Source organism: Paenibacillus sp. Soil750 (assembly GCF_001428045.1).
GTDB classification, from domain to species: Bacteria; Bacillota; Bacilli; order Paenibacillales; family NBRC-103111; genus Paenibacillus_E; species Paenibacillus_E allorhizoplanae.
In genome coordinates, this window is record NZ_LMSD01000012.1 from 679,154 (window position 1) to 703,096 (window position 23,943).

The window sequence follows — 23,943 nt, forward strand, 5'->3', positions numbered from 1 at the left end:
CTACCTTCACCATATAGAGTGAAGTTGCCATATATCAAGAGAAATGAGTTCCACCTTATCTCCGAGGCTAAAAAGTTTCAAGTTTATACTGTACGGATTAGGATATATGTTATTGGTCATTGTCGTGCGCCCTTCATCCGCAAACACTTCAACAACGCAAGTATCTACGTAGATATGCAGCCTTAATGTATCCTTATCGGCAGATTCCAGTTTACATTTTCGAATCCCCTGACTCCATCCGTCCGATCTGTTTCTATCAAATTGAAGTTCTCCGGTCTTAGGCGAATAAGAGAGTACCGTCTCCTCGTTGCCGTCATCCGACACCCTCATTTTGAAGCCAAATTCCTCCGCGTGACAATTTTCCAGATTAAATTCCGCCACAATCTCTAAACTATCCCCTTCTATCGATCGGGGAAGCGCTTGTATTTCCCCTTCTATCGCCGTACGGTCAAGATGGAAATGTCCCCCCCGTATCGCCTTTAATTCTTCAACTGGAAGAAATCTCAAATGTCCGTCATCGTCCATTTCTACAGTTCTTGGAATGGACATCGCGCCGCACCAATTGTTTTTAAAAGTGGGACCGAAATTTTGAAACCACGGCATCCAATCCCAAGCGTTCAACCAACCTATAATAATTCGTCTTCCATTATCATCAAGGAAGGATTGAGGAGCATAGTACTCGAACCCGCAATCCACTTCTCCACAATAATCCCAAGTAAATTTCCCACTACTATAATCTAATGAACCAGTTAAATAACTCGCTTTTTTTTCTCCCATTCCCATTGGGGAGAACATTAGTACATAACGATCGCCAAGCTGAAAAATATCCGGACATTCCCACATCGTACCCATCGTACCGTCACTCTCAGCCAATACACTTACATACTCCCATACATACAGGTCATTCGAGCGATAAAGCAAAGCTCTTCCTTTTCCATCTTTACTTGAACCTACGACCATATACCATTTATCTTCGTGTTTCCATACTTTCGGATCCCTGAAATCAGAGGAACTCCCTTCTGGAGGAACAGAGATAACCGGATTCCCTACATATTTTTGAAATGTCACGCTATCGGTACTGGAAGCTATACATTGGGTTTGAATGACACGCCCTTCCTTCATAATCGTGCCGGTGTAGATCAAAGTCAATATCCCGTTGTCATCGACGGCGCTTCCGGAAAAACATCCGCCTTTTTGGTCAAGATCATAGACTTCACTTGGCGCAAGTGCAATAGGAAGGTGTTCCCAGTGAACCAAATCTTTACTTTTAGCATGGCCCCAATGCATCGGACCCCACTCGGCTGAATAGGGGTGAAACTGGTAAAACATATGATATTCTCCTTGATAGTATATAAGCCCGTTAGGATCGTTCATCCAATAGGCCGGAGGCATAAAATGAAACTTTAAGCGCATAGGGTCTTTATCCACATGGTCCTTTATAGTTGCAACTGATTGTTCTGCTTTACCTAACATGAGATTATGGAACGTATGGTGATCATATTGCATCAATATTTCCTCCACTCTTTATTTCATCATACAAATTCTCTATTCTTTAACAGCACCCATTGTCATTCCGCGAACAATGTATTTTTGCATTACAAACGAAAACAGCATGACAGGAACGCTAAATATGGTTGCCGCAGCCGTCATGGGGCCTAGATCCAAACCGTAAGCTGTTAAAAACTCTGAAATTCCTACTGGCACCGTTTTGGCCGAAGTGCTTGTTAAAAGTAATGCGAACAAGAAATCATTCCAGGAAAGCATAAAGCTAAAAATTGAGGTAGTTGCGATTCCAGGCAGCGAGATCGGTAAGATAATACGCATAAAAGTTCCAAACATCCCGCATCCGTCGACACGCGCAGATTCATCAAGCTCTTTTGGCAAATTGTCAAAAAAACCAATCATCATCCAGATAACAAACGGAATGTTTATGCTGGTATAGACTAAAACTAATGCTAATTTTGTATCCATTAAACCTAATTGCCCAATAATACGATACATCGGTATTGCAACACTAATCAGAGGCGTCATACGAACACCCAAAGTAAAAAGCAGAAATAAATTCCCTAACTTTGATGCGAATCTGGTTAAGCCATAAGCAGCTAATGAACCCAGAAAAACACTCAATAGTGTACCTGACATTGCAGTTATAAGACTGTTAACAAAATATTTGCCGATTGCCAGTTGATGAAACAGAGCATTATAATTGGCTAAAGTAAACACAGAAGGCAACAACGTAGGGGTTGTGGAAATCACTTCCCTTGGCGGTTTCAGTGAAGATAACACAAGGTAAGCGTATGGAAATAAAGTAACAACCAAAAAAATACATGAGATGACGAATACAAATAAACTGGCAACTCTGGATTTTTGTTTACTCATGGTAATAACCATCTTGCTGATCTCCTTCCTATCGAACCGCTTTCTTATTTGGATTCCAGAACTGTTTAAAAAAGAATGAACAGATTGCCAGCAAGATAATCATAAAGATTACAGCCATTGCGCTTGCATATCCTTCTTGATTGTATCTGGCTACCGATTTATAAATTAATGTGCTTACTAAGGAAGAGGAACCATTCGGACCGCCTTGTGTCATCACCCAAATAATATCAAAGGATTTAGCTGCATCAATCATACGTATGACAACTGCAACTAAAATGACCGGTTTTAAACTTGGCAGTGTGATATGTAAAAAGTTTTGAAACTTATTTGCTCCGTCTATGCGGGCAGCTTCGTATAAACTTTCAGGTATACCTTGTATGCCCGCTAATAATATCAACATCATAAATGGCGTGGTAAGCCATACATCTGCAATCATACAGGAAATTAAAGCCAACTTGCTGTCAGATAACCACAAGATACTTTGAGGATTCTTAATCAAGCCCAATTTGTATATAATTACATTTAAGATACCAAATTGGTCATTTAGCATAAATTTCCATATTAAACCACAAACCAAAGGAGAAATCATTAACGGACTCAACAGCAAAGTACGAATGATGTTGGCGCCTTTAAACCCTGTACTTAGCAGAAGAGCAAGAAACATGCCCAATATTAACTCAATTGCAACTGCCCCTATCACATACACAATCGTATTGAGTAAGGATTGATAGAATGTGTCCGAAGTTAAAGCGTGAGAATAATGCCGTAGACCAATAAATTTTGAAGGGTCTTCATCATCAAAAAAACTATCTTTAAAAAGCAACATCATTGGGTAAACAAAAAACAAGATCATGAAGACGAAAGCTGGTAGAAAAAATAAGAAAGAAAGCTTCTGATCTCTTAGGGACATATCCATCATCCTTCTGTGAGAATTGGAATTCGGTTAAAAAGGGGCTCGAACCTGAGCCCCTTTTTCCATTTATTTTCCTTGTATCTCGTTAATTTTTGCTGCGGCTCTGTTTAATGCTTCTTGCGGTGTTTCCTTTCCGGAGAGAGCTACTTGAATTGCAGAGACTAATGCTTCATTTTCGATTTCGTTCCAATGTGGCAATATTGGACGATTTTGTGTTTGGCTGGCAGCCAGTGTAGTTTCAAGCGCTTTCAGGTGTGCATATTCAGGTTTTTGACCGTATTTTTCAAAGACCGATTTTCGTGCAGCCACTCCTAATGCTTTCATAAACAATTCATTTTTTTCATAAATAAATTTCACGTACTGTTTTGCGATATCTTGTTTTTTGGAAGTGCTCGGGATCACTTGATACCAAGGTCCAGGCACAACCCCTACTCCGGAATCACCAGCAATCATTGGAGCGGCGCCCACTTTCCCCGATACTTTCGATTTGCCTGGGTCGTTAGAAGGGACAAAGAAATGAGCCCACTCAAGCATCATAGCCATTTTTCCATTCCAGAACATTTCAGAAATTTCAGAAGAGGCCATGTTTAGTGCACCTTCTGGCGCAGACTTGTCTTCACGTAAAATCTTTGTTTCAAATTCCAGAGCCTTTACATATGGTTCCGAGTTGACTAAGGCTTTATTATCTTTACCCACAACCAAAGGTTTTGCTCCTGCCTGAGCGGCATGGTCCAACCAACTGGCAACCGAATCCCCGTTATTCATCCCTAATATGCCCGTACCATATAGATCAGTTGCCCCATCTTTATTCGTATCACGAGTAAAGAACTTGGCGACATCCCTGTATTGCTGCCAATTCGTAGGCGGTTTCAAATCATATCCATATTTAGCCTTAAATGCATCTTGTTCCTTCGGATCATTAAACAAATCGGTTCGATACAATAAAATTTTTGAGTTCGTCCAAACCGGCATGCCCAGAATTTTACCGTTCACTTTACCGCCATCGACTACATTAGGTACAAAATCATTTTTGACCTCATCCGTCATTAAGTCATCCATAGCTACCAAGTTTTTTGCCAAAGCAGGAAACCACAAGATATCGATCGTGGCAACATCGTATGCTCCTGAGTTAGCTTTCATTTCTACATTCAATTTGTCATAGACACCGATGTAGGGAACCGTTTCAATCTTCACTTCATAGCCAGTCTTTTGCTTAAATTCTTCCGCCGTTTGGCTGGCGACCGTATTGGCCGGACTTCCACCCTCAACCAGAACCGTGATAGATTTATTCGACGAGCCAGATGCTCCTTTCTCAGAAGTTTGTTGTCCTTTATTGGACGCAGAGCTTTCAGGGTTCTTTTCATTACTAGAACATCCAACCAAAATCGCTGAAAAAGACATGCACATTACAAGAACACCAGATAATAATTTACCTTTTAATTTCATAAAAAGTTACCCCCTCATTATTATTTAACAAATGGTAGTCCTTCTAAAGGACTATTAGGTTGCCAAGCGTTCATAGTAAGTTCCTACATCATTTTCATTTGTTTTGTCATTACGCTTTCAAATACACTCAAATATCCCCAGGCCCCCCCCAAGTAAACAGAAAAGTTTATCCAAAATTGTGTTTCTCGAAAACCGTTTGATTTTCTCAGAAAACGTTTGATTTTCTCAGAAAAACGTTTTCTTTTCTCAGTTAAACGTTTTCTTTTCCACAAAACCAATGATATACTAATAATGAAACATTGTCGTTGGCTTAAATTATGATTAATTTGTCAAATATTTTGGTTGGAGGTTACTACATGAACTTACACAATCTGTCTCCTTATTTACGAATTGCTATGGATAGCTACGTCTCATTTCCTTGGTTTTTAGAGGAAAGGGTATTATTTGACTATGAAATCCTTTATCTCAAAGAAGGCAGATTAAAAGTTACTGTAGAGGATGATGTTTATTTTGGAGAACCAGGTGACATATTTTTCTTTCGCCCCAAACAAAGGCATTCGATTAGTAAAATTGGAACTGATTTAGTCCGACAGCCCCATTTGCATTTTGATTTGTTCTATCAAGAAGATAGTCCCGATGTTAAAGTTTCTTTTAAAAAATTAGAAAATATGACAAACGATGAAATGAAGTGGTTCCGAAGCGACGAGATTGACAGATTAACTCTTCCTCTAGCAAGTCATATACGGTTGCGGTATCATTTAGCTATAGAAAAATTACTTTATGAAATTATAAGAGAATTTCAAATGAAGCTGCCATTTTATGAATTAAATATTAAGGGATTATTTATTCAATTATTCACCGCATTATTGCGCGAAAACTATTGGAACAGAAATCCTCACTTATTTTCCAATATCAATGAGTTGGAGCAAGTCAGAATTTTCTTAAAGCATAACATTGGTCAAAGGGTGACTTTAGATGAACTTGCCAAAATATCTGGAATCAGCAAGTACTATTTGATCACACTGTTTAATCAAACATTTGGAATGAGTCCTATCCACTATCACCAATTAATGAGAATAGAAAAAGCAAGAGAGATGATCCAATTCACTGATGAACCTTTAAAACGAATTGCGGAACTTATCGGATTTCCGGATATTCATTCTTTCAGTAAAGCGTTCAAAAAAATAGAAGGCGTTAATCCTTCTTTTTATCGGAAAAAGAAAACATCTCGCTCATAATTACATGTCCATAGATGTGTGTTATGTCCAAGCATTGCCCAGTGTAACCGCTTACATATAATGACAAAAAAAGGTCTGCATAGCTATCCCTAGGCTATTTGAGATTCCCCCAAATTGCCTATCAGCTGAAAGCAGACCATCTAATGTTACTATCATCACGTAAAGTCAATTAGTCTATGTATCGCTTAATCACATCCGATTTACAAATTACTTGAGTTTAAATGAAGCTACAGATTGCTGTAAGACCTTAGCCATATGGGCTAATTCGTTGGAATAAGAAGCAACTTCTTGGATTGCCGCTGTCTGTTCCTCTGTCGTTGCCGAGATGTGATTGGTTGAACTTGCTGAACTTCCGTAGAAATTAGAGACTACCTCCATGTTTTCAACCATTTTCTGCATATTCATTCGAATCATTATAATGTCATTGGTCATTTCGCCCGCTTGCCCAGATACCCCATCGACTAAGTTAAGAATCGTAGAGAAGGAATCTCCAGCCTTTGTCGTAAGCTGCTTCCCTTCTTGAATAGATGAATCTGCATTTTCCATCGCTTTCACTACTTGCGAAATATCTTCCTGGATCTCTGCAATTAATGTTTCGATCTCACTATTTGATTTCGTTGAATTTTCAGCAAGAAGGCGAATTTCACGAGAAATCACCGAAAATGTTTTACCATTAGATCCCGCTTCGGCGGCAATAATACCTGCATTTAAAGCAAGCATTTTCGTTTGCTTGGCGATAGTGGAAAGTAAGGTCATAATCTGATTGATCTTTCTGGACTTATCTTCTAACTGTCGGACTATTCCAACCGAATCGAGTGAGTTTTGAGAAATCAAATTGATCTGATTTATTGCTTCCACAATATCCGCTTTTCCTTCAATGGACGTTTGCAGCGCTTCCTTTGCGGATTGGCTTGCAAGTTCAATTCGTTGCGTTATTTTTTTAATATTCACAAACATAACTTTTGTTTCTTCTACAGCTTCATCGGTTAATGAAAGTTGTGTATGCGTCCCACCCGCTACTTCTTGAATCGATTGTGCAATTTCTTCTGTTGCTTTCGCGGATTGTTCCGCATTATCGGATAAAAGAACAGAAGTTTCAGATACGCTTTTCGCGCTTTCAGATACTTGCAATAAAATGGACTTCAAGTTACTTGCCATTGTATTTAGATTTGTGCCCATTTGGCCAAATTCATCGACCGTTTTTATAGGTATAGTCTGGGTTAAATCCCCGCTTGACATCGATTGAGAAAGAATATTTACTTTCTTAATGTTATTGGTGATGTATAAACTGTAGAAATAAATCACCATGACAACAACACATATCAATACAATTATGATCATAACCGAGATCATGAAATAATCGTTTAGCTTCTGGTAAAGCTCCTCCTGCGATATGACCATGGCTAGTTTCCATGATGTATCTGGAACCGTCTGATAATAAACGATATTGAGCCCCCTATCGTCACTAAAAACGGCATTTCCATTATTATTCGCCAGTATTTCTTGGCCAATTTGTGCCAAGCCTACATTAGAATCATTCTTGATTTGATGATTCGCCACGCTCTGGTTATCTTTATTAGCAATAAAGTTCCCATTACGATCCAACAAAAATGCCCATCCATTTTTTTCAACATGAATGTCTGAAATCTTCTGCTGCAGGCTGTTCAAATTGATGTTGGCTGTAACTACGCCTTGAAATTTATTATTGGTGTAAAATGGAACCGCTGTTGTTAAAATCATAGCGTTGGAGGTTTTATCAAAAAACGGATCCGTCCAAACCATGGTTTCCTTTGTGTTTTTACCAAGCAGATACCACTCTTTTTCGGGATAATTATATTCTTTCGTATCATAATCATTGGAAAATAAAATGCGACCGTTGTCTCGGTAGGCATAGGAACTGTAATATTGCAAATAATTTTTATATTGATAGGGCTCATACCATATCCCAACTCCAAATGTGTCCGGGTTTGTGGACAATAAACCTTGAATAATCTGGAAATATTTACCTTTATCAATCTTGTCTCCTACAGGTTCAATCGTGCGTGCTAAGCTTTCAGGTATTTTACTGTGCGCTGTTAATATGGTTTGCATATTGTTGATCGTTGCGTTTAATTGATATGCCATTTTATCTTGAATTTCTGCATTGATGATATTTTTAGAATAACTGTAACTTAACGCAGACAACGCAAACATGGATAAAATTAACATTGGTAGAATCGTGACGATTGTGCGGGTACGTATGCTTTTAAAACGAAATTTCACCATATTAACAGCCCTTCCTCTTACTTATCGCTACGGAGACGATCCAAAAGCACCGCAAGAACGATAACAACACCTGTAATAACGGTTTGCCAAAAGAAGCTAACATTTAATAGTGTCAATCCATTTCTAATTACGCCCAAGATTAACACACCAATAATCGTCATTTGAATTCGGCCAATTCCCCCAGCTAGGCTCGTACCGCCTAGAACAACTGCAGCAATGGCATCAAGTTCGGCCATGCTTCCAGCATTCGGCTGACCGGAAATTAAACGGCCTGCTAGAACTACGCCAGCTAATCCCGCACATAAACCACTAATGGCATACACATTAATTAACGTCTTTTCAACCTTAATACCTGTTAATCTCGCTGCCTCTTCATTTCCCCCAATTGCATAAATATGTCTGCCAAACATCGTGTATTTAAGTACGATAAACATTACAACATATACACTGAGCATAATGTAGATGGGGGTTGGAACCGATAGTATCTTCCCTGATCCAATAAACTTAAACGGTTCCGAAGCCAGTATCGTAGGTAATCCTCCGCTAATTACGAAAGCAGCACCTCTTATATAAGTCATACTTCCTAATGTAACAATAAAGGATGGAAGTTTGGTTCTTGCAGTCAGAAAGCCGTTAATCCATCCTGCTGCATATCCCACCGCAATTCCAGCGAACATGGAAATAAAAGGGTTAACTCCTTGTTTGGAAAGCATGACGGAAATAACGCCCGAAAGTGCGATCGTAGATCCCACAGATAAATCAATCCCGCCAGTCAGAATAACTAATGTCATACCCGCTGCAAGAATTCCGTTAACGGATGATTGTTTTAAAATATTGAGAATATTCCCCGTATCCGTGAAATTAGGTGCAAAAATGGCGAGTATAATACAAATAGCAACTAACACGATTAACATGCCTAGTTGATTCCAAATTTTTCTCATGGATAATCCAATATTACGTTTATTATTAATGATTGCTTCCATTCCAGCGCTCATTTGATCTCCCCCGTTGCATAATACATAATTTTCTCTTGCGTCGCGTCTTCGCGCCTAAGGTTTGCTCGTAATTTCCCCTCATGCATAACAAGTATACGATCACTCAACGCTAATATTTCTGGCAGCTCAGAGGAAATGGCTAACACAGCAAGGCCGTTTTTGGCTAATTTACAAATAACTTTATGAATTTCAGTTTTGGCGCCAATGTCGACACCTCTTGTCGGTTCATCTAACAAAAGCACTTTAGGCTGGATGGATAACCAACGTGCAAGCAGCGCTTTTTGCTGATTTCCTCCGCTTAAGCTAACTACCTTTTGTTCTTTACTTGCCGTTTTAATGCCTAATTCTTTAATATACATATCAGCTTCATCATTGATTTGCGACCAATCTAAGAGCGATGCTTTTCGATATTTAAACATTTCAGCCATCATAATATTTTCTTTGACAGACATATTTAGGAATAGTCCCTGTTCCTTACGGCTTTCCGGTACATGGGCAATCCCATATCGCATGGCATCCTCTGGAGAAGATATTTTCACAGATTGACCATTAATCAGAATTTCACCTGCTGATATTTCTGATAAACCAAAGATCGCTCTGACTAATTCTGTTCTTCCTGCACCTACCAATCCTGAAATCCCAACAATTTCTCCTGAATACACCTCTAGCGAAATATCCTTTACATTTTTGTTATCAGATAATCCTTTAACCTCTAAAACCGGCATTTTATCTTTGATCCAGCTCGTATGTGAAGGCGGTTTTTGAAATAAATCGGTTAATTCACGGCCAACCATTGTCTTAACCAGATGCTCCGGATTGGTTTCGGCGATAGGGATCGTTGTAATCCACTCTCCATCACGCAAAATGGTACACCGATCAGAAATTTTAAAAATTTCATCCATACGATGTGAAATGTATACAATCGCAACACCTTTTTGTTTTAGTTCATTGATAATAATAAACAGCTTATCTATTTCTTTGTGGGTTAACGAAGCTGTTGGTTCATCCATCACTAGAACTTCTGCTTCTATAGAGAGGGCTCTCGCGATTTCCACCATTTGTTGTTGGGCAACACTTAAGGTTGAGACATATGATCTTGGATCCAAGTCAGATCCGATTGATTTTAATAGAAAATGGGCTCGTTCGTGAACTTTCTTCCAGTCCACCATACCGAACTTGTTTTTAGGAAATTTGGTTCCCATCAATACGTTCTCACCGATGGTTATATTCGGAGAAAGATTAAGCTCTTGATGAATGACACTAATGCCTTTCTCACGCGCTTCCATCGCATTACGCCAAGTGATCGATTTGCCTCGATACCTAATCTCGCCGTTATCTGGACGATGTATCCCTGCCATAATCTTCATAAGTGTCGACTTACCGGCGCCATTCTCTCCCATTAAAGCATGTACTTCACCTTTATGCAGGTCGATATTTATGTTTTTTAAAACGGTAACCCCAGAGAAAGACTTGGAGATCGCTCTCATGCTTAACGCTATTGACGATGATTCAGAGGAAATGTTTTTTTCAACTTCCGCTTGCACAGCTTCCATGTTCTCACTCCAACCAATTTAATAATGAATATCATTTAATGACAATTGAATGAATACGATGTGGCACTCAGGTAGAGAGTAACCACATCGCAAGAATAAAACTACCAGCCTTTATAGTCTTTTACGTTTTCTGTCGTAATGAAGTCAGTTGGAAGTTTAATTAATGGTTCCACTTTTTCACCAGCAAGAACTTTAAATGCTGTTTCAACCGCAATTGTAATCATATTAAATGGGTTTTGTGCCGAGCTTCCAACATAGCTTTTGTTTTCTTTCAGTGTTGTCACTGCATCAGGAGATCCATCCACACCAACGATAAACATTTCCTTGTCGCGACCGGCTTGCTCTGCAGCGATTTTGGCGCCAATACCTGTTGGATCATTAATAGCAAATACAGCGTCGATTTGTCCTTTACCGTTTGCTTGTAAAATGGTCTCCATCTTAGCAAGCGATGTTTCGCGATTACCGTTACCATTTTGATTTGCAACTATTTTAATTCCCGGAGCTGCTTTGAGAGCTTCATTAAATCCTGCAATGCGGTCTGTTACAGCGGACACCGGCGGTCCATCTAATACGGCAATATTTCCTTTTCCATTCAACCGTTTAACCAAATATTCACCCGCAATACGTCCTGCTTGAACGTTATCGGAAGTTACACTCGCATTAACGCCACCTTCAGAAATTGTATCGACAGAAATGATTGGGATACCTGCTGCTTTAGCTTGACCCACTGCTGCTGCGATACCTTTGGTATCTACGGAACTTAGAATAATCATACTTACTTTTTTGGTAATAAAATCTTCGATTTGAGCGGTTTGTGTAGCCAAATTATCTTCTGCACTAACGGCGATTACTTCACCGCCGTGTTTCTTAGCAGCTTCAGCTGCACCTTTGGACATCGCTACGAAGAAAGGATTGCTTAAGTTTTGTACGGTCAAACCAATAACTACTTTTTTCTTTGGTGCCGGATCTGCTGCTTTAGCTGCGCTAGCTGTTTCTGCTGGCGCCCCAGTTGCTGCTGCGGGTTTTGTTTCCACTGCTTTACCACAAGCCGAAAGTGCAAATACAACAAATAGTAACAAGAAAATCTTCATGTTTTTCATTTTCAAATTCCTCCGAATTATTATATTTTTTTAAAAATAAGTTTGGCGAATAATAGGAAGCTATGTGATAATTAAAGTGTAATTGTTTTTCTATGAACATGTTTTAGAGTCCAATTGTCTATCACGTTTAGCGACACAAGTAGCCAATTGCAAAACTCTTTAGCATGTTCTTTTTCCCTCCTTTTTTTGATACAACCAAATCCCCCAATTGAAGCATGATTGACACTAATCACTTACCTAAAAGAAATCTCACCTCCTTAAAAGAGTGGATGTTTGTTTTCTGTGTATTCATCATACCTGTGTTAAATACAAAAAATAATAGAAAATCTTCTTGAAACTGTTGAAATTTTTCTATTATCTTCATTCAGATATGAGAAAACCTCTTTTCGGGAACCGAAAACTTATACTTTCTTATGTGATAAAAAAGACCTAGCATGATGTGGAATCAGGCTAAGTCTTTAAATCTTGTTTTAAGGGATTCTAATTGGAACATTCACATCATCAACATTGATATGGCCAAAGCCACCCATCGCGTTGTCGACAATCTTAATGTAGCATGTCGTTCCTATATATGCGGATGCATTCCAATTCTTTCGAGTATACGCCTCACTATTTAGTCCAGTTTCTTTGAATAAGATAGCGTTGTCGGAAGCCCGGACAAGAGCAACGTACAAGTTATTCAAGTCTTGCCCTCCCCCAACGAGAAGGTCGATCTGTCCGTCCCCTCCAAGCAAAAAATTGGTGGATTGCATCGAGCCAACCTGGCCATCACCTCCATTATTGAAGCCCCAATAGTGATACGTACCTTGTTTGTTGAAAGATTGCGGCGGATTCCAAAAAGTCGATGCGGGGCTCACGTCGCCGTCCGTGAATGCATTGCCGTTTTTCACGTTCCAACCGCTTAAGTTGCCGAGTTCAAAATCGTGGTTCGCCAACTGGCCTATCAAAGAACCGGGTTGAACAGGAACATTCACGGCATCGAGATTGATATGGCCAAAACCTCCTGTCGAATTATCGACCACTCTAATATAGCATCTTGTGCCAATATAAGCTGAAGCATCCCAGTTACTTACTGTATATCCCTCGTTGTTAAGTCCCGTTTCTTTGAACAATATAGCGTTGTCGGAAGCTCTAACAAGAGCAACGTACAAGTTATTAATGTCTTGCCCTCCTCCTACGCGAAGGTTGATTAATCCGTTCCCTCCAAGCACAAAGCTTACGGATCTCATCGCGCCAACTCGATTATCACCTCCATTATTGAAGCCCCAGAAGTGATAATCGCCTTCTTTGTTGAAAGATTGCGGTGGATTCCAAAAAGTCGATGCAGAGCTCACATCACCATCGGTGAACGCATTGCCACTTTCCACAATCCAACTGCTCAAGTTGCCTGCTTCAAAATTATGATTGGGTAGTTGCTCTGTTGCTTGGACTGGTATATTGAAATCATCTACATTAATATGACCCCATGAATCGGATCTATTATCGACGACTCTAATATACATAGACGTTCCGATGTATTGGGTTGCATCCCAGTACTTCCTCGTATACTGTTCAGTGTTCCCTTTATGATCTGGCCAATCCTTATAGGTCCCAGGCCCGCTAGTCCGATAAAGCTCTTTGCCGTCAGAAGAACGAACAAAAGCAACATAAAGGTTGTCAATATCAATACCGCCTCCAACCAGGAAATTAATTTGTCCATTACCTCCTAACGTAAAGGTTTGCGATCTAAGCTCGCCGATTGAGGTGTCTCCTCCACCTCCATTGGAACCCCACAGGTGAAAGGCGCCTTGTTGGTTAAACGGTTGCACGCCCCACCAGGTTGGAGATTGGGTCACAACGGCGGGATCGGTGAATTCATTGCCTCTGACGACCGTCCAATTGCTTAAGTCCCCCGCTTCGAAATTGCCATTGGTCAGAGGTGTTGATGCAGGAGGCGCAATAACTGTAACGGTGCTTGTCGCCAGGAAACCTCCGTCTCGCGTTTTCGCCGTAATGATCGCGGTTCCAACCGAGTTTCCGCGAACACTTCCATTTGTTACGGTTGCGACGGCAGGGTTGCTTGAAATCCAAACGATGTCTTTATTCGTTGCGTTGGACGGAGCTACAGTAGCGTAAAGCGTTTGCTTGCCTCCGGTGAAAACTTGGGAACTCTCCGTATTCAGGCTTACTCCGGTTACGGGTACGGGAGTATAGGCAGAATTCATGTTCCAGATCTGCAAATGTTTCACCTTGATCGTATCCGGGTTGACATCCCCGAACAACTCCAAACCTAGCGCATCGGATTTTGAATATGTACGGGTAGTAATCGATTTCAGCCCGTTCAAATAGGATTCCACCATCGATTTATCGAGGAAAATGTGAAGCTTTACCGTATCGCCGGCCAAATCGATCGTGCCGCTGTCGATGCCCTGCTGCGGCGGCCCGGTGATGGTGTTCGTCCGGTCTACTCCGTATTCTTTCGTGCTTTTTTTGTAGTACAGCAGTGTCTTCTCACCGCTGGTAGGAGACTTCCGTACATACATGCCGACTTTATCCGCCTCTCCGGGCGCTAGTTCCATATCGATTTCAAGCGTATCACCCTGAATGTGGGACAAACGTTCGTTCGCATCAGTAAACGAAGTGTCCGTAGCGATATCCAGCAGCTGCGTACCCCTGAGCGATTGCAGTTCAGAAATCGGATTGATGCCGAGTCGACCGTCAGGACGCAGATCCAGTACAACAGGTAATCCAGCATTGTGCGCCCAACCGGCATCCGAGTCTGCCTGCGAACTCCGATTTCCTTGAGCGATCGTATTCAATATTGTACGATTTGGTGTATTGTACGCTGATGTTGATTTATCTACAAATCCGCTCGGCCCGGTAAAATGGAAACCGCCATAGTCCATCAACTGCGGCGCATCTGAACCGGGATCAGGTTTAAACTTGGATGTGACGTTATCCCAGGTGCCAATCCAGTAAAATACGCGGGCTTGCCCCCCGACAGGGCTGACCATAAATATGTATTTCTGGTTGCCCAATGAATCCTTGATCGGCAGCAGAACAGGCAGCTCCCATACATTACCCAACTTCTCAGGGTATAGATTATTTTGATAAAGCGGTCCCTTATACTGCCAGTTTGTCATGTCCGACGAGGTATAGACTAATGCTGTTCCGCCTTGACCGTTAACGCCCGATCCAACAAGCATATTCCAGGTGCTACCATCCTTAAATACAAATGGATCACGAAATTGGCCTTGTATTCCCTGACCATCCTGTTGAGTGACCGCAAGTGAAGCGTCTTTATCCCATCGCTTCAAATCATTATCGTGATCTGTAGGATACGTGCTTCTGGCCAATCCAACATTTTCTTTATTAGTAGCCTTTGCATCATTACCCGCCGTGAAAAACAGCGCAGGATTCCCACTGTCATCGATAACCGAACTGCCCGTCCAATCGCCGTCCGGATCAACTTGAAAAAGTGAAGGCGCGAGCGCAGGGGGAAGATCCCGCCAATGCACCATATCCGTGCTGACCCAGTGGCCCCAATGCATATTATGCCAGTAAGGCCCTTGCTGATTAAATTGATAGAACATATGATATTGCCCGTTAAAAAAAAGTGATGCATGTGGCTCATTCATCCAATGCTGGGGCGCAATGGCATGGTAGGTCGGTCGGTCATTATCCCCGTTATAAACCCTCCGATCAAAAGACAAATCGGGTGTTGGCAAGTTGCCGCCAAGGTTGGTCAAATACGAGTTGTACGAATTTTGGACTTCAGTTGCTGTCAAAGCGCCGTTATAAATTTTCAACTCATCAATTAATCCGTTAAATGTATGATACGGAAACAAGGATGGACTAGCGCCGTATGTGCTTTCGTTATTAGTCCCAATCAACAAATTGTTTGCGGATGAAGTAATCAACGTATTGAGTGGCGTTCTTTTCGAAGCCACCTGCTTGCCGTTCAAGTAAAGCACAACCAGCCCTCCCGCATTATCGTAAGCGCTGTCATAAGTAGCTACGATATGGGACCATTCGAATTTAGGCAAGGGCTCATAGGACCATACATCGTACCAGGTACCGTTCGAACCAAATTGGAAGGACCATGTCCCATAACGATACATACCTAATAAAAACCCTTGTTTTTCGTTTTTGGATTGCTGATTGACAATAGCATCCAGTTTGAAATCATCACCCCATGTATAAGCCCGCGGAGCAACCCAAGTTTCAACGCTTATTTTGCTCTGAGGAATGGAAATGGCAGGATGCGATACCCAGGTTGAATAGCCGTCAAAAAGCAGAGCGCTGCTGCTAATGCCATCTGTTTTCCATTCCGGAATAGCAGGCACAGGTTTAAAATAATGGATCGGATCATCTATCTGGGAAATTTGCTCCTTCGTCACATTGCCCGTCCCTTCATTGAAGTTCCATTGAGCGACAACGCTTGAAGCCGCGTTAGAAACCGGGGAATTAATCACTATACTTGAAGCAAAAATAACCATTGTGAAAAACAGGACCCGCAATTGTGTCCATTTAATTTTCATGTATCAGCTCTCCTTTTATTTTCTGATAATTAGTACAGCAATTCATTATTTTAACTTCTCTCCACTTGCTATTTTTTTCACGACATGATATCACCCCCTTAACAGATTATTGATGGCAATTCGCCAAAACGAAAAAAAACAACCTTTGGCTCCGAATGAAACAAGAATAAGTCTGTTCCCGTAACGTTGCCACATGTTGTCATGTTGTCGATTTGCCTTGCACTCCCTAAAAGAGTGGATTGTTGTTTTTTCACCTTAATCATACCTGTGATAAACACAAAAAATAATAGAAGATTTTCTTACAACAGTTGAAATTTTCCCACTAAACAAAATAGCCCTAGCCTGTTATGACAGGCTAGGGCTATTTTGTTACTTCTCTTCACACCAACACTATTCGTCTTGGCTGCGATTATTCCTGTATCAATAATCGGTAAAGGACTACAGCCGTCTCAGCTCTCGTTGTATGATCGAGTGGATGAATCTTCCCGTTGTTTCCTTCAATAATATGGGATTTCACAAGAGAAGAAACACTGTCAATGGCATATGACGAAATATCATTACTATCCTGGAATACAGTCAAATCCGATTTTGCACCTTTGGCTGTATCGCGTTTCGCTGCAGCCATCGCTCTATTCAGCATAACTATCATATCTTGCCTTGTAATGGAAGCATTCGGGTTAAAATGACTCCCATCTATGCCAGTGGTAATGCCTAACTTTTTGGCGATGCTGACCGCTTCATAATAATAATCGTCAGAGTTAACATCATCAAAGCTGGAATCCGCTTGGGCCGTTAATTCAAGTGCGCGTACAAGCAGCAGAATGAAGTCTGCCCTTGTAATATCCTCTTGCGGAGCAAATGCTGTCTCTGTTGTGCCTTGAATAATGCCTTTGGATGCAAGGAGTTCGACCTGCTTTTTACCCCAAGCATAATCATTAAGATCATCGAAGGACTTATTCACGTAAGCAATTGCATAATAGCTGAAATGGATCGTTTTAAAGATCATTTCACCTGTTGCTTTATTAAATTTGGCATTCGGAACAGGCACGATGCTGCCGGATGGATCCAGATACCAGACAACTAAATGATCTGCATTGTTCATTTCTTCTGCTGTAGGCGTGTATTTGATAGCTACCTGTACCGGAGCATCCGCATTACGCCATGGAATAACTTTACCATTCAAAGTGGCAATTAATTCAAGAATTGGTCTTGCTCCGATTTCTGATTGTTTGCCGTTACCAGCTGCATCACGATCAACAAGGGTCATACTTACTACAATGTTGTCATTCTCATTGAACGCGCCTTCGGTAAACATCTGACTCGATAAAGTCATGGTGCCTATTGGACTACGAATTTCAAATTGTCGATTAGCATGATTACTCGATATGAACGCAGATGGTATCTCGATGCTATACCCTTTAACATCATCCACTTTGTCTAATTCGATTGTCATTTTTTTGGTGCCTTTCGCGTCAACCCTTGCAGCATCCAACGCTGTACTCAACGTCTCTTTCGAAACTTTACCCACAGCAATTTTATTAATTAAACTAGTCGGAACAACAAGTCGGCCCTGATTGTTTGGCGTTGTGCCCGCCCCTGTAGTTACTGGGGTTTCTGGTGTAGGGTCTGAATGAGTTTCATTTGATTGTAAAACCGTGACAGAAGCTGTTGTCACATGTCCTTTATACACAGCTGTAATCAAGGTTTGACCTGGTCGCTTTCCGTACACTATGCCGGCAGCAGTCACAATGGCTACAGAAGGATCAGAGCTTTTGAAGACGGCTTGGTCCGTAACCATTTGTTTGCTTGTCAGATCGCCATATCCATATACCGTTAATGGCATACCCTGCAAACCTCCATACACGATTCCCGTTACAGAGTTGCTTGTATCTGGAATGGCACCGCCGTATACCGCTTGGCTTACAGTTTGAGTCATTGGACTTAAAACAAGAGCCGATACAACGGTTGAGAGGGTACTATTCGTTTCAAGCGTGTAGCTTCTTTTATCCATTTGAAGCTTCTTGATCGACCTATCTGCCCAAATACTGTCAAACTGATAAATACTTAAAGAGTTGACGTTCACTTCCCCATTTTCAGCATAAAGCTCAAGGCCCTTACTGTTCGAATCAGGGAATATTTGATCTGTGAAAACTTTTCTCCCATCATTTGCAAACACTTCAAGGGTATCCTCATCTACGAAGATATGAAGTTTAATTTTGTTATTTTCCGGAATAAGAGGAGCTTCTTGTCGGACAGGGACAATATCACTTACATCAGGCCCTCCAGAATGTGTACGGTCCACAAACACTTTTTGACTTGACGTGTCATACCCGATCACTGTCTCCTGAGAGTTGGACTTACGAACTTTGAATCCAAATTCTGATGCATCCTGAATACCGAATTCCGCGACAATTTCCATTGTACTTCCATATACGGCTTGCAACACATTGTTATCCTGCCCAACTTGGAAATTAGTCCAATGCAGAACCGGCTTTCTTAATTCTTCCAACTGCTGCACCGGCTGCTGAATCAGACGAATTCCATCCGTTGTCGTCTTAAGCTCAACCGTACGCGGAATGCTCATTGCACCCCGCCAAGTACTTGTAGGCGTATTGCTCGCATATCTCCAGTTACTCATCCAGCCGAGCCATACGGGTCTTTCTAGCTCATCCCGAATATTGCTCCATGTTACTGCTGCATAGAAATCTGAACCATAGTCAATCCAATTGGATTGATCAGCAGTTGGCCGTTCATCAGGTGTAAAGGTTTTGCCATCGAACGTGCCGACAAAATACATCATACCTGATCCTTTGCCAGGAGGCTCTGGGTCAACATCTCTTCTGTTTCCGTTACCATCGCCGGTACTAATGATCATAACCCATTTCTTCTTGGTTGGATCTCCATCGACGGGTAATTCGATCAAATCAGGACATTCATAAATGCCGAAATGTGAGCCAAGACCGTCAGAACCAAATGAGTTTTCATAAGTCCATTCTTTTAAGTTGGGCGATGAATAAAACTCGATGTGATGACCTACCGCTAATAACATTATCCATTTGGAAGTAGCCTCATGCCAGAATACTTTAGGATCCCTAAAATCCGGTGCAGTTCCTTTAGGTTCCCTTAAATCCGCTGCAGCTTCTGGTAACAGGACAGGATTTCCTGTATATTTCGTCCAGGTTCTGCCATTATCCTTGCTGTAAGCGATACTCTGCACCTGCTTCGGTCCATTTTGCGTATAGAACGCTACCAGACCGGAGCCTTCTTCATTAAAAAATCCGGATGAGTTATGCGCATCTACTACAGCGCCGCCTGAGAATATGGCACCATGTTCATCAGGCGCTATTGCCGGTGGTAGTTCTTTCCAATGGGTAAGATCTGTACTTACCGCATGCCCCCAATGCATCTTATCGAAAGCAGGGGATGTGGAAGAAGGAGTATACTGGTAAAACAGATGGTATTCTCCATTATAATAGACCATACCGTTTGGATCATTCATCCAATTTTTTTCAGGTGTGTAATGGAACTGTGGTCTGTATGGTTCTGAATAGTTTTCACGCGGAATACTCAATTGAAAATCATCTACATTGATATAACCAAAAGCGCCTGAGGTCTTATTGTCCACGACTTTAAAATATACTTCTTCCCCTAGGTAAGCTGAAGCATCCCATGTAACATCCTGAAAGTTGTCTGAGTCCGATCCCGTGGCTCTAAACAGTTCCATATGATCAGAAGCTCTGACTAGGGCTACATGCAGCTGATCAGAATCCTTACCTCCAGCGACCAAGAAGCTCAGAATACCAGTCCCTGTCAATTGGAATACTTTGGATGACAATGTACCTGTCAAGGCAGGGTTATTCGCTTTATTCCCGTTCACATAATACGTTCCATAGTTTCCATTCCCAGGTAAATTTGAGACAGAATCTGCGAATGCATCACCTTCCAGTGTCCACCCAGAGAAATCACCAGTTTCAAAATCAGAGTTTTCCAATTGTGAAACTGCATTCACCGTTACAAAGCGATCCAGGTTGAGATGTCCAAATCCGGCAGTTGTTTGGTCCACAATCCGGAAATAGAGTTCTTCCCCTGCATACGGGGTAGCGTCAAAAACATGCTCTGAATATTGCTCATCACCCTTGCCTGTAGTCGTGAAAAGAATCTCGCCTGTTCGATCCCTAACTAGCGCAACGTATAAGTTATCGATATCCGAACCGCCGCCCATCAGGAAAGTTAATCTTCCCGATGTAGGGATATTCTTATCACCCGAAGCGATGAAATGGCTGGATTCCATAATTCCCTTTCTACCGTCTCCGCCGCCTTGAAAGCCCCAGAGATGATACAGTCCACTGTGCTTAAATGGCTTTGTTCCCCAGAATTTATCCTGCGTAGTAATCGTATTATCGAATGCGTTACCCTCAACAACCTTCCAACCACGTAGGTCTCCGCTTTCAAAATCGCCATTCATAACTTCATGAGACACATAATAGTTGAAATCATCGACATTGAGATGACCCGTCGCCACATTGTCGACTATGGAGAAATAAAGCTCTTCGTTTATAAATTTCGAAGCGTCCCAACTGACAGTTTGATAACTGTGAGAGATGTGACCTGTTGCTCTAAACAATTCTTTATGGTCGGATGCTCGAACTAATGATACATAAAGATGGTCAACGTCTATATCTCCGCTAATTTTAAAATTAACAGTCCCTGTCCCGGCCAGCCTGAATGTACTGGATGTTAAAGTGCCTGTCGCTTCGTTATTTCCAATAACATGATAATTGCGCTGTTGCCCGTAGGCATTTCCCGAAGAATCATTGTCCTGATCAGAAACTGAAAATGCGTTTCCAACTACTGTCCATCCAGATAAATCTCCTTTTTCAAAATCTTCATTATTCATCACATAAGAAGGAGAACCTGTATTGCGAACATGGAAATCGTCGACATTCAAGTGTCCTGTTAGGCTATTATCCATAACTTTCAAAAACACCTTTTGCCCTAAGTAGGCTTTGGCATCCCAAACGATCCGTCGAAGAGATTCAGGACTTACCGCACCATTTGCCGGCGTCTCACTGAATAGAATTGAATTGTCTTCCGCCTTTACTAACGCAACGTAAAGATTATTCGGATCATGGTTTCCACTTAACATAAAGTTTATTTCACCGCTACCGCCAAGTTTAAAAACTGACGATTGAAGAGAGCCTGTTCTTGCATCCGCATTACCGGAACCGGTCCCGGCTAAGCCTTGAATATAGTAATTGCCTATTTGGTTGATTGGGTCTTCACCCGACATTGTCTCAGCGGAAACAGTTCCTGTAAAAGCATCACCTGCAGCTTGCCAGCCCTCTAAAGTGCCTGTTTCGAAGCTTGGATTCAAGATATCTGCCGGGTCGTTGTTGAATACATGAATATCGTCGAGGTTAACATGCTGCCATCCTCCGCCAGGAACGCTATCCACTGCTTTCAGATACACTTCCTCGCCTAAATATGCAGAAGCATCCCAAACAACTCGGTCATAGCCCTCAGAGCCTGCATGAGCTGTATGCGTGGATTTGATCAGTTCTTTCCCGTCTGAAGCGCGAACAAGTGCAACATACTCCGTTTGAGGGAAATTACCTCCACCTAACATGAAATTAATTTCGCCGTTCCCGCCAAGTACAAACGTGCTTGATTGGATACTGCCTTCCTTCCAATCATCACCCCAGAAATGATACTCACCGACTTTATTAATTGGGTCAGGATGCCAGTAATTTACTTCTGAAGTAACCCTACCAGGCGCCTCTCCGCTCGTAACCGTCCAACCCGTCAAGTCCCCGGTTTCAAAGTTAGGATTCACAATGTCATGAGGCAGATTATAAACTTGGACATCGTCAAGATTCACGTGCTGCCACCCGCCTGCTGCTATCTGGTCCACAAGCATTAAATAGACTTGCTCGCCCAGGTAAGCCGAAGCATCCCAAGTCACTCTTGCATACGCCTCCGAATCTGCAAATTGTGTATTATTTGCTCTCATCAGTTCTGTATTGTCAGAAGCACGCATTAAAGCAACATACTGCGTATCAAGATTTCCGCCACCCATCATGAAATTAATTTCGCCAGTTCCACCAAGGACAAACACACTGGAATTGATTGATCCTTGCTTCATGTCATCGCCCCAAAAATGGAACTGACCTGTCTTATTAATCGGATTTTCATGCCAATATTTTACGGTTGGCGAAACTTGACCGGGCGCTTCTCCGGATACAACGGTCCATCCTGTTAAGTCGCCCGTTTCGAAGTCAGGGTTTACAATGTTATGAATGGTATTATATACGTGGAAATCATCAACATTGATGTGCCCTTGACCCAGATCAACAGCTTTCAAGTAAACCACTTCGCCAAGATGAGCCGAAGCATCCCAGATCGCTCTTCTCATGGATTCTGGACCGTCACCTAGTGAAGAACCGGTTGCTCTATATAATTCTGTATCGTCGGACTCTCTGACTAGAGTGACATAAGTATGATCTATATCATTCGTTCCGCCGATAAGAAAGTTTACTTCGCCTGTTCCTTCTAGCTTGAATGAGGAAGACTGCAGAGAACCTGACTTCGCTTCTGCCCTCCCATCATCATCGGTCAAGCCGGTTACAAAGTATTTTCTTTTTTGATAATAAGAGGTTTGATCTTCGCCATAAGATACCTCGTTTGAGACTGAAAAAGCATCGCCCTCAGCGTTCCAACCACTCAAGTCTCCCGTTTCAAAGCTTGGATTGTCAATACTGTTCGTTACATTGTATACGTGAAAATCATCCACATTAATGTGCTGATATGTACTATTATCTACAACTTCAATATAGAGATCTTCACCTATGTAATCTTGAGCTTGCCAATTCACTCGTACATATCGCTCAAATTGATCCGGCAATGCGACCCCCGCACTTTTAAACAAGATTGTATGATCAGAGGCACGAACGAGAGAAACATACAAATTGTCGATATCATTGCCTCCGCCAACCAAGAAGTTAACCTCACCATTCCCAGAAAGCCTGAACGTACTAGATTTCAACGTACCTGTTCTTGAATCTGAGATGTTTTTGCTGCTATCGCTTGGATCTACTGCTTCCGGATTCCATCCCCATGCATGATAAGTCTCGTTCTGTTTAAAAGGATGGTCTCCCCAAAAATGCTGTATAGATGAGGGCAGATCGCTAAATGCATTCCCGGTTGTCATCCATCCTGATAGATCGCCAGCTTCAAAATCAGGATTTTCAATTGTGACAGGATGTTGTAAAGCATTCGCGGCTGTTGATATTCCACTAAAAGCAACAACATTAGAAAATAACATAAAACTAGCTAAACCTAACGCAACATTACTTTTTAACCTTCGGGCGCTAATCGCCATTTCTGTAACCCCTTTCATAAAACCCCTAAATGAGTAGATATTTGTTTTTTCCTCGTCTTCATCATACATTCGATAAAAACTAAAAATAATAGAAAATTCTCTTGCAAGTGTTGAAATTTTTCTACAGAACAAAAAAGCCCCGGCCTGTTATGAAGA

Annotated in this window: 11 protein-coding genes; 1 reads left to right on the forward strand and 10 read right to left on the reverse strand. The window is 41.6% G+C overall.

Going from position 1 to position 23,943, the window contains the following annotated elements; translation table 11 throughout:
• Positions 1-6 precede the first annotated feature (6 nt).
• The 4 genes from ASL11_RS15060 to ASL11_RS15075 all read right to left on the reverse strand — a co-directional run bounded on the left by ASL11_RS15060 (position 7) and on the right by ASL11_RS15075 (position 4,738).
• Positions 7-1,506: a glycoside hydrolase family 32 protein gene (locus ASL11_RS15060; protein ID WP_056615597.1), complete on the reverse strand. Its 1,500-nt coding sequence runs from the start codon at positions 1,504-1,506 to the stop codon at positions 7-9.
• Positions 1,507-1,545: 39 nt separating this feature from the next.
• Positions 1,546-2,391, reverse strand: a complete 846-nt coding sequence (locus ASL11_RS15065; protein WP_200962437.1) for a carbohydrate ABC transporter permease — start codon at positions 2,389-2,391, stop codon at positions 1,546-1,548.
• Between the two features lie 16 nt (positions 2,392-2,407).
• On the reverse strand, positions 2,408-3,289 hold the full coding sequence (locus ASL11_RS15070) for a carbohydrate ABC transporter permease (RefSeq protein WP_056615599.1): 882 nt from the start codon (positions 3,287-3,289) through the stop codon (positions 2,408-2,410).
• A 69-nt stretch (positions 3,290-3,358) separates the two neighbouring features.
• Entirely contained in the window at positions 3,359-4,738 is a 1,380-nt protein-coding gene (locus ASL11_RS15075) for an ABC transporter substrate-binding protein (protein ID WP_056615603.1), read from the reverse strand.
• 356 nt (positions 4,739-5,094) lie between these two features.
• Here ASL11_RS15075 and ASL11_RS15080 point away from each other — a divergent pair, with 356 nt between their 5' ends.
• A complete protein-coding gene (locus ASL11_RS15080; protein ID WP_056615607.1) occupies positions 5,095-5,976 on the forward strand; it encodes a helix-turn-helix domain-containing protein in 882 nt (293 codons plus the stop codon).
• A gap of 207 nt (positions 5,977-6,183) precedes the next feature.
• Here the strand turns inward: ASL11_RS15080 and ASL11_RS15085 are convergent, their stop codons facing one another.
• The 6 genes from ASL11_RS15085 to ASL11_RS35440 form a co-directional block, all read right to left on the reverse strand.
• Complete coding sequence (locus ASL11_RS15085) at positions 6,184-8,241, reverse strand: methyl-accepting chemotaxis protein (RefSeq protein WP_056615610.1); 2,058 nt, start codon at positions 8,239-8,241, stop codon at positions 6,184-6,186.
• Between the two features lie 17 nt (positions 8,242-8,258).
• The gene (locus ASL11_RS15090; RefSeq protein WP_056615613.1) at positions 8,259-9,236 is read right to left on the reverse strand and encodes an ABC transporter permease; all 978 of its coding nucleotides are present in this window, start codon (positions 9,234-9,236) and stop codon (positions 8,259-8,261) included.
• Positions 9,233-10,789, reverse strand: a complete 1,557-nt coding sequence (locus ASL11_RS15095) for a sugar ABC transporter ATP-binding protein (protein WP_056615616.1) — start codon at positions 10,787-10,789, stop codon at positions 9,233-9,235. The genes ASL11_RS15090 and ASL11_RS15095 overlap by 4 nt, the downstream gene beginning before the upstream one ends.
• Before the next feature lie 101 nt (positions 10,790-10,890).
• Complete coding sequence (locus ASL11_RS15100) at positions 10,891-11,889, reverse strand: substrate-binding domain-containing protein (protein ID WP_235550475.1); 999 nt, start codon at positions 11,887-11,889, stop codon at positions 10,891-10,893.
• A gap of 470 nt (positions 11,890-12,359) precedes the next feature.
• Positions 12,360-16,409 carry a GH32 C-terminal domain-containing protein gene (locus ASL11_RS15105; protein ID WP_056615621.1) on the reverse strand — a complete coding sequence of 1,350 codons (4,050 nt, stop codon included), beginning with the start codon at positions 16,407-16,409 and terminating at the stop codon, positions 12,360-12,362.
• A 409-nt stretch (positions 16,410-16,818) separates the two neighbouring features.
• A complete protein-coding gene (locus tag ASL11_RS35440) occupies positions 16,819-23,787 on the reverse strand; it encodes a GH32 C-terminal domain-containing protein (RefSeq protein ID WP_063795576.1) in 6,969 nt (2,322 codons plus the stop codon).
• Between the last annotated feature and the right edge of the window lie 156 nt (positions 23,788-23,943).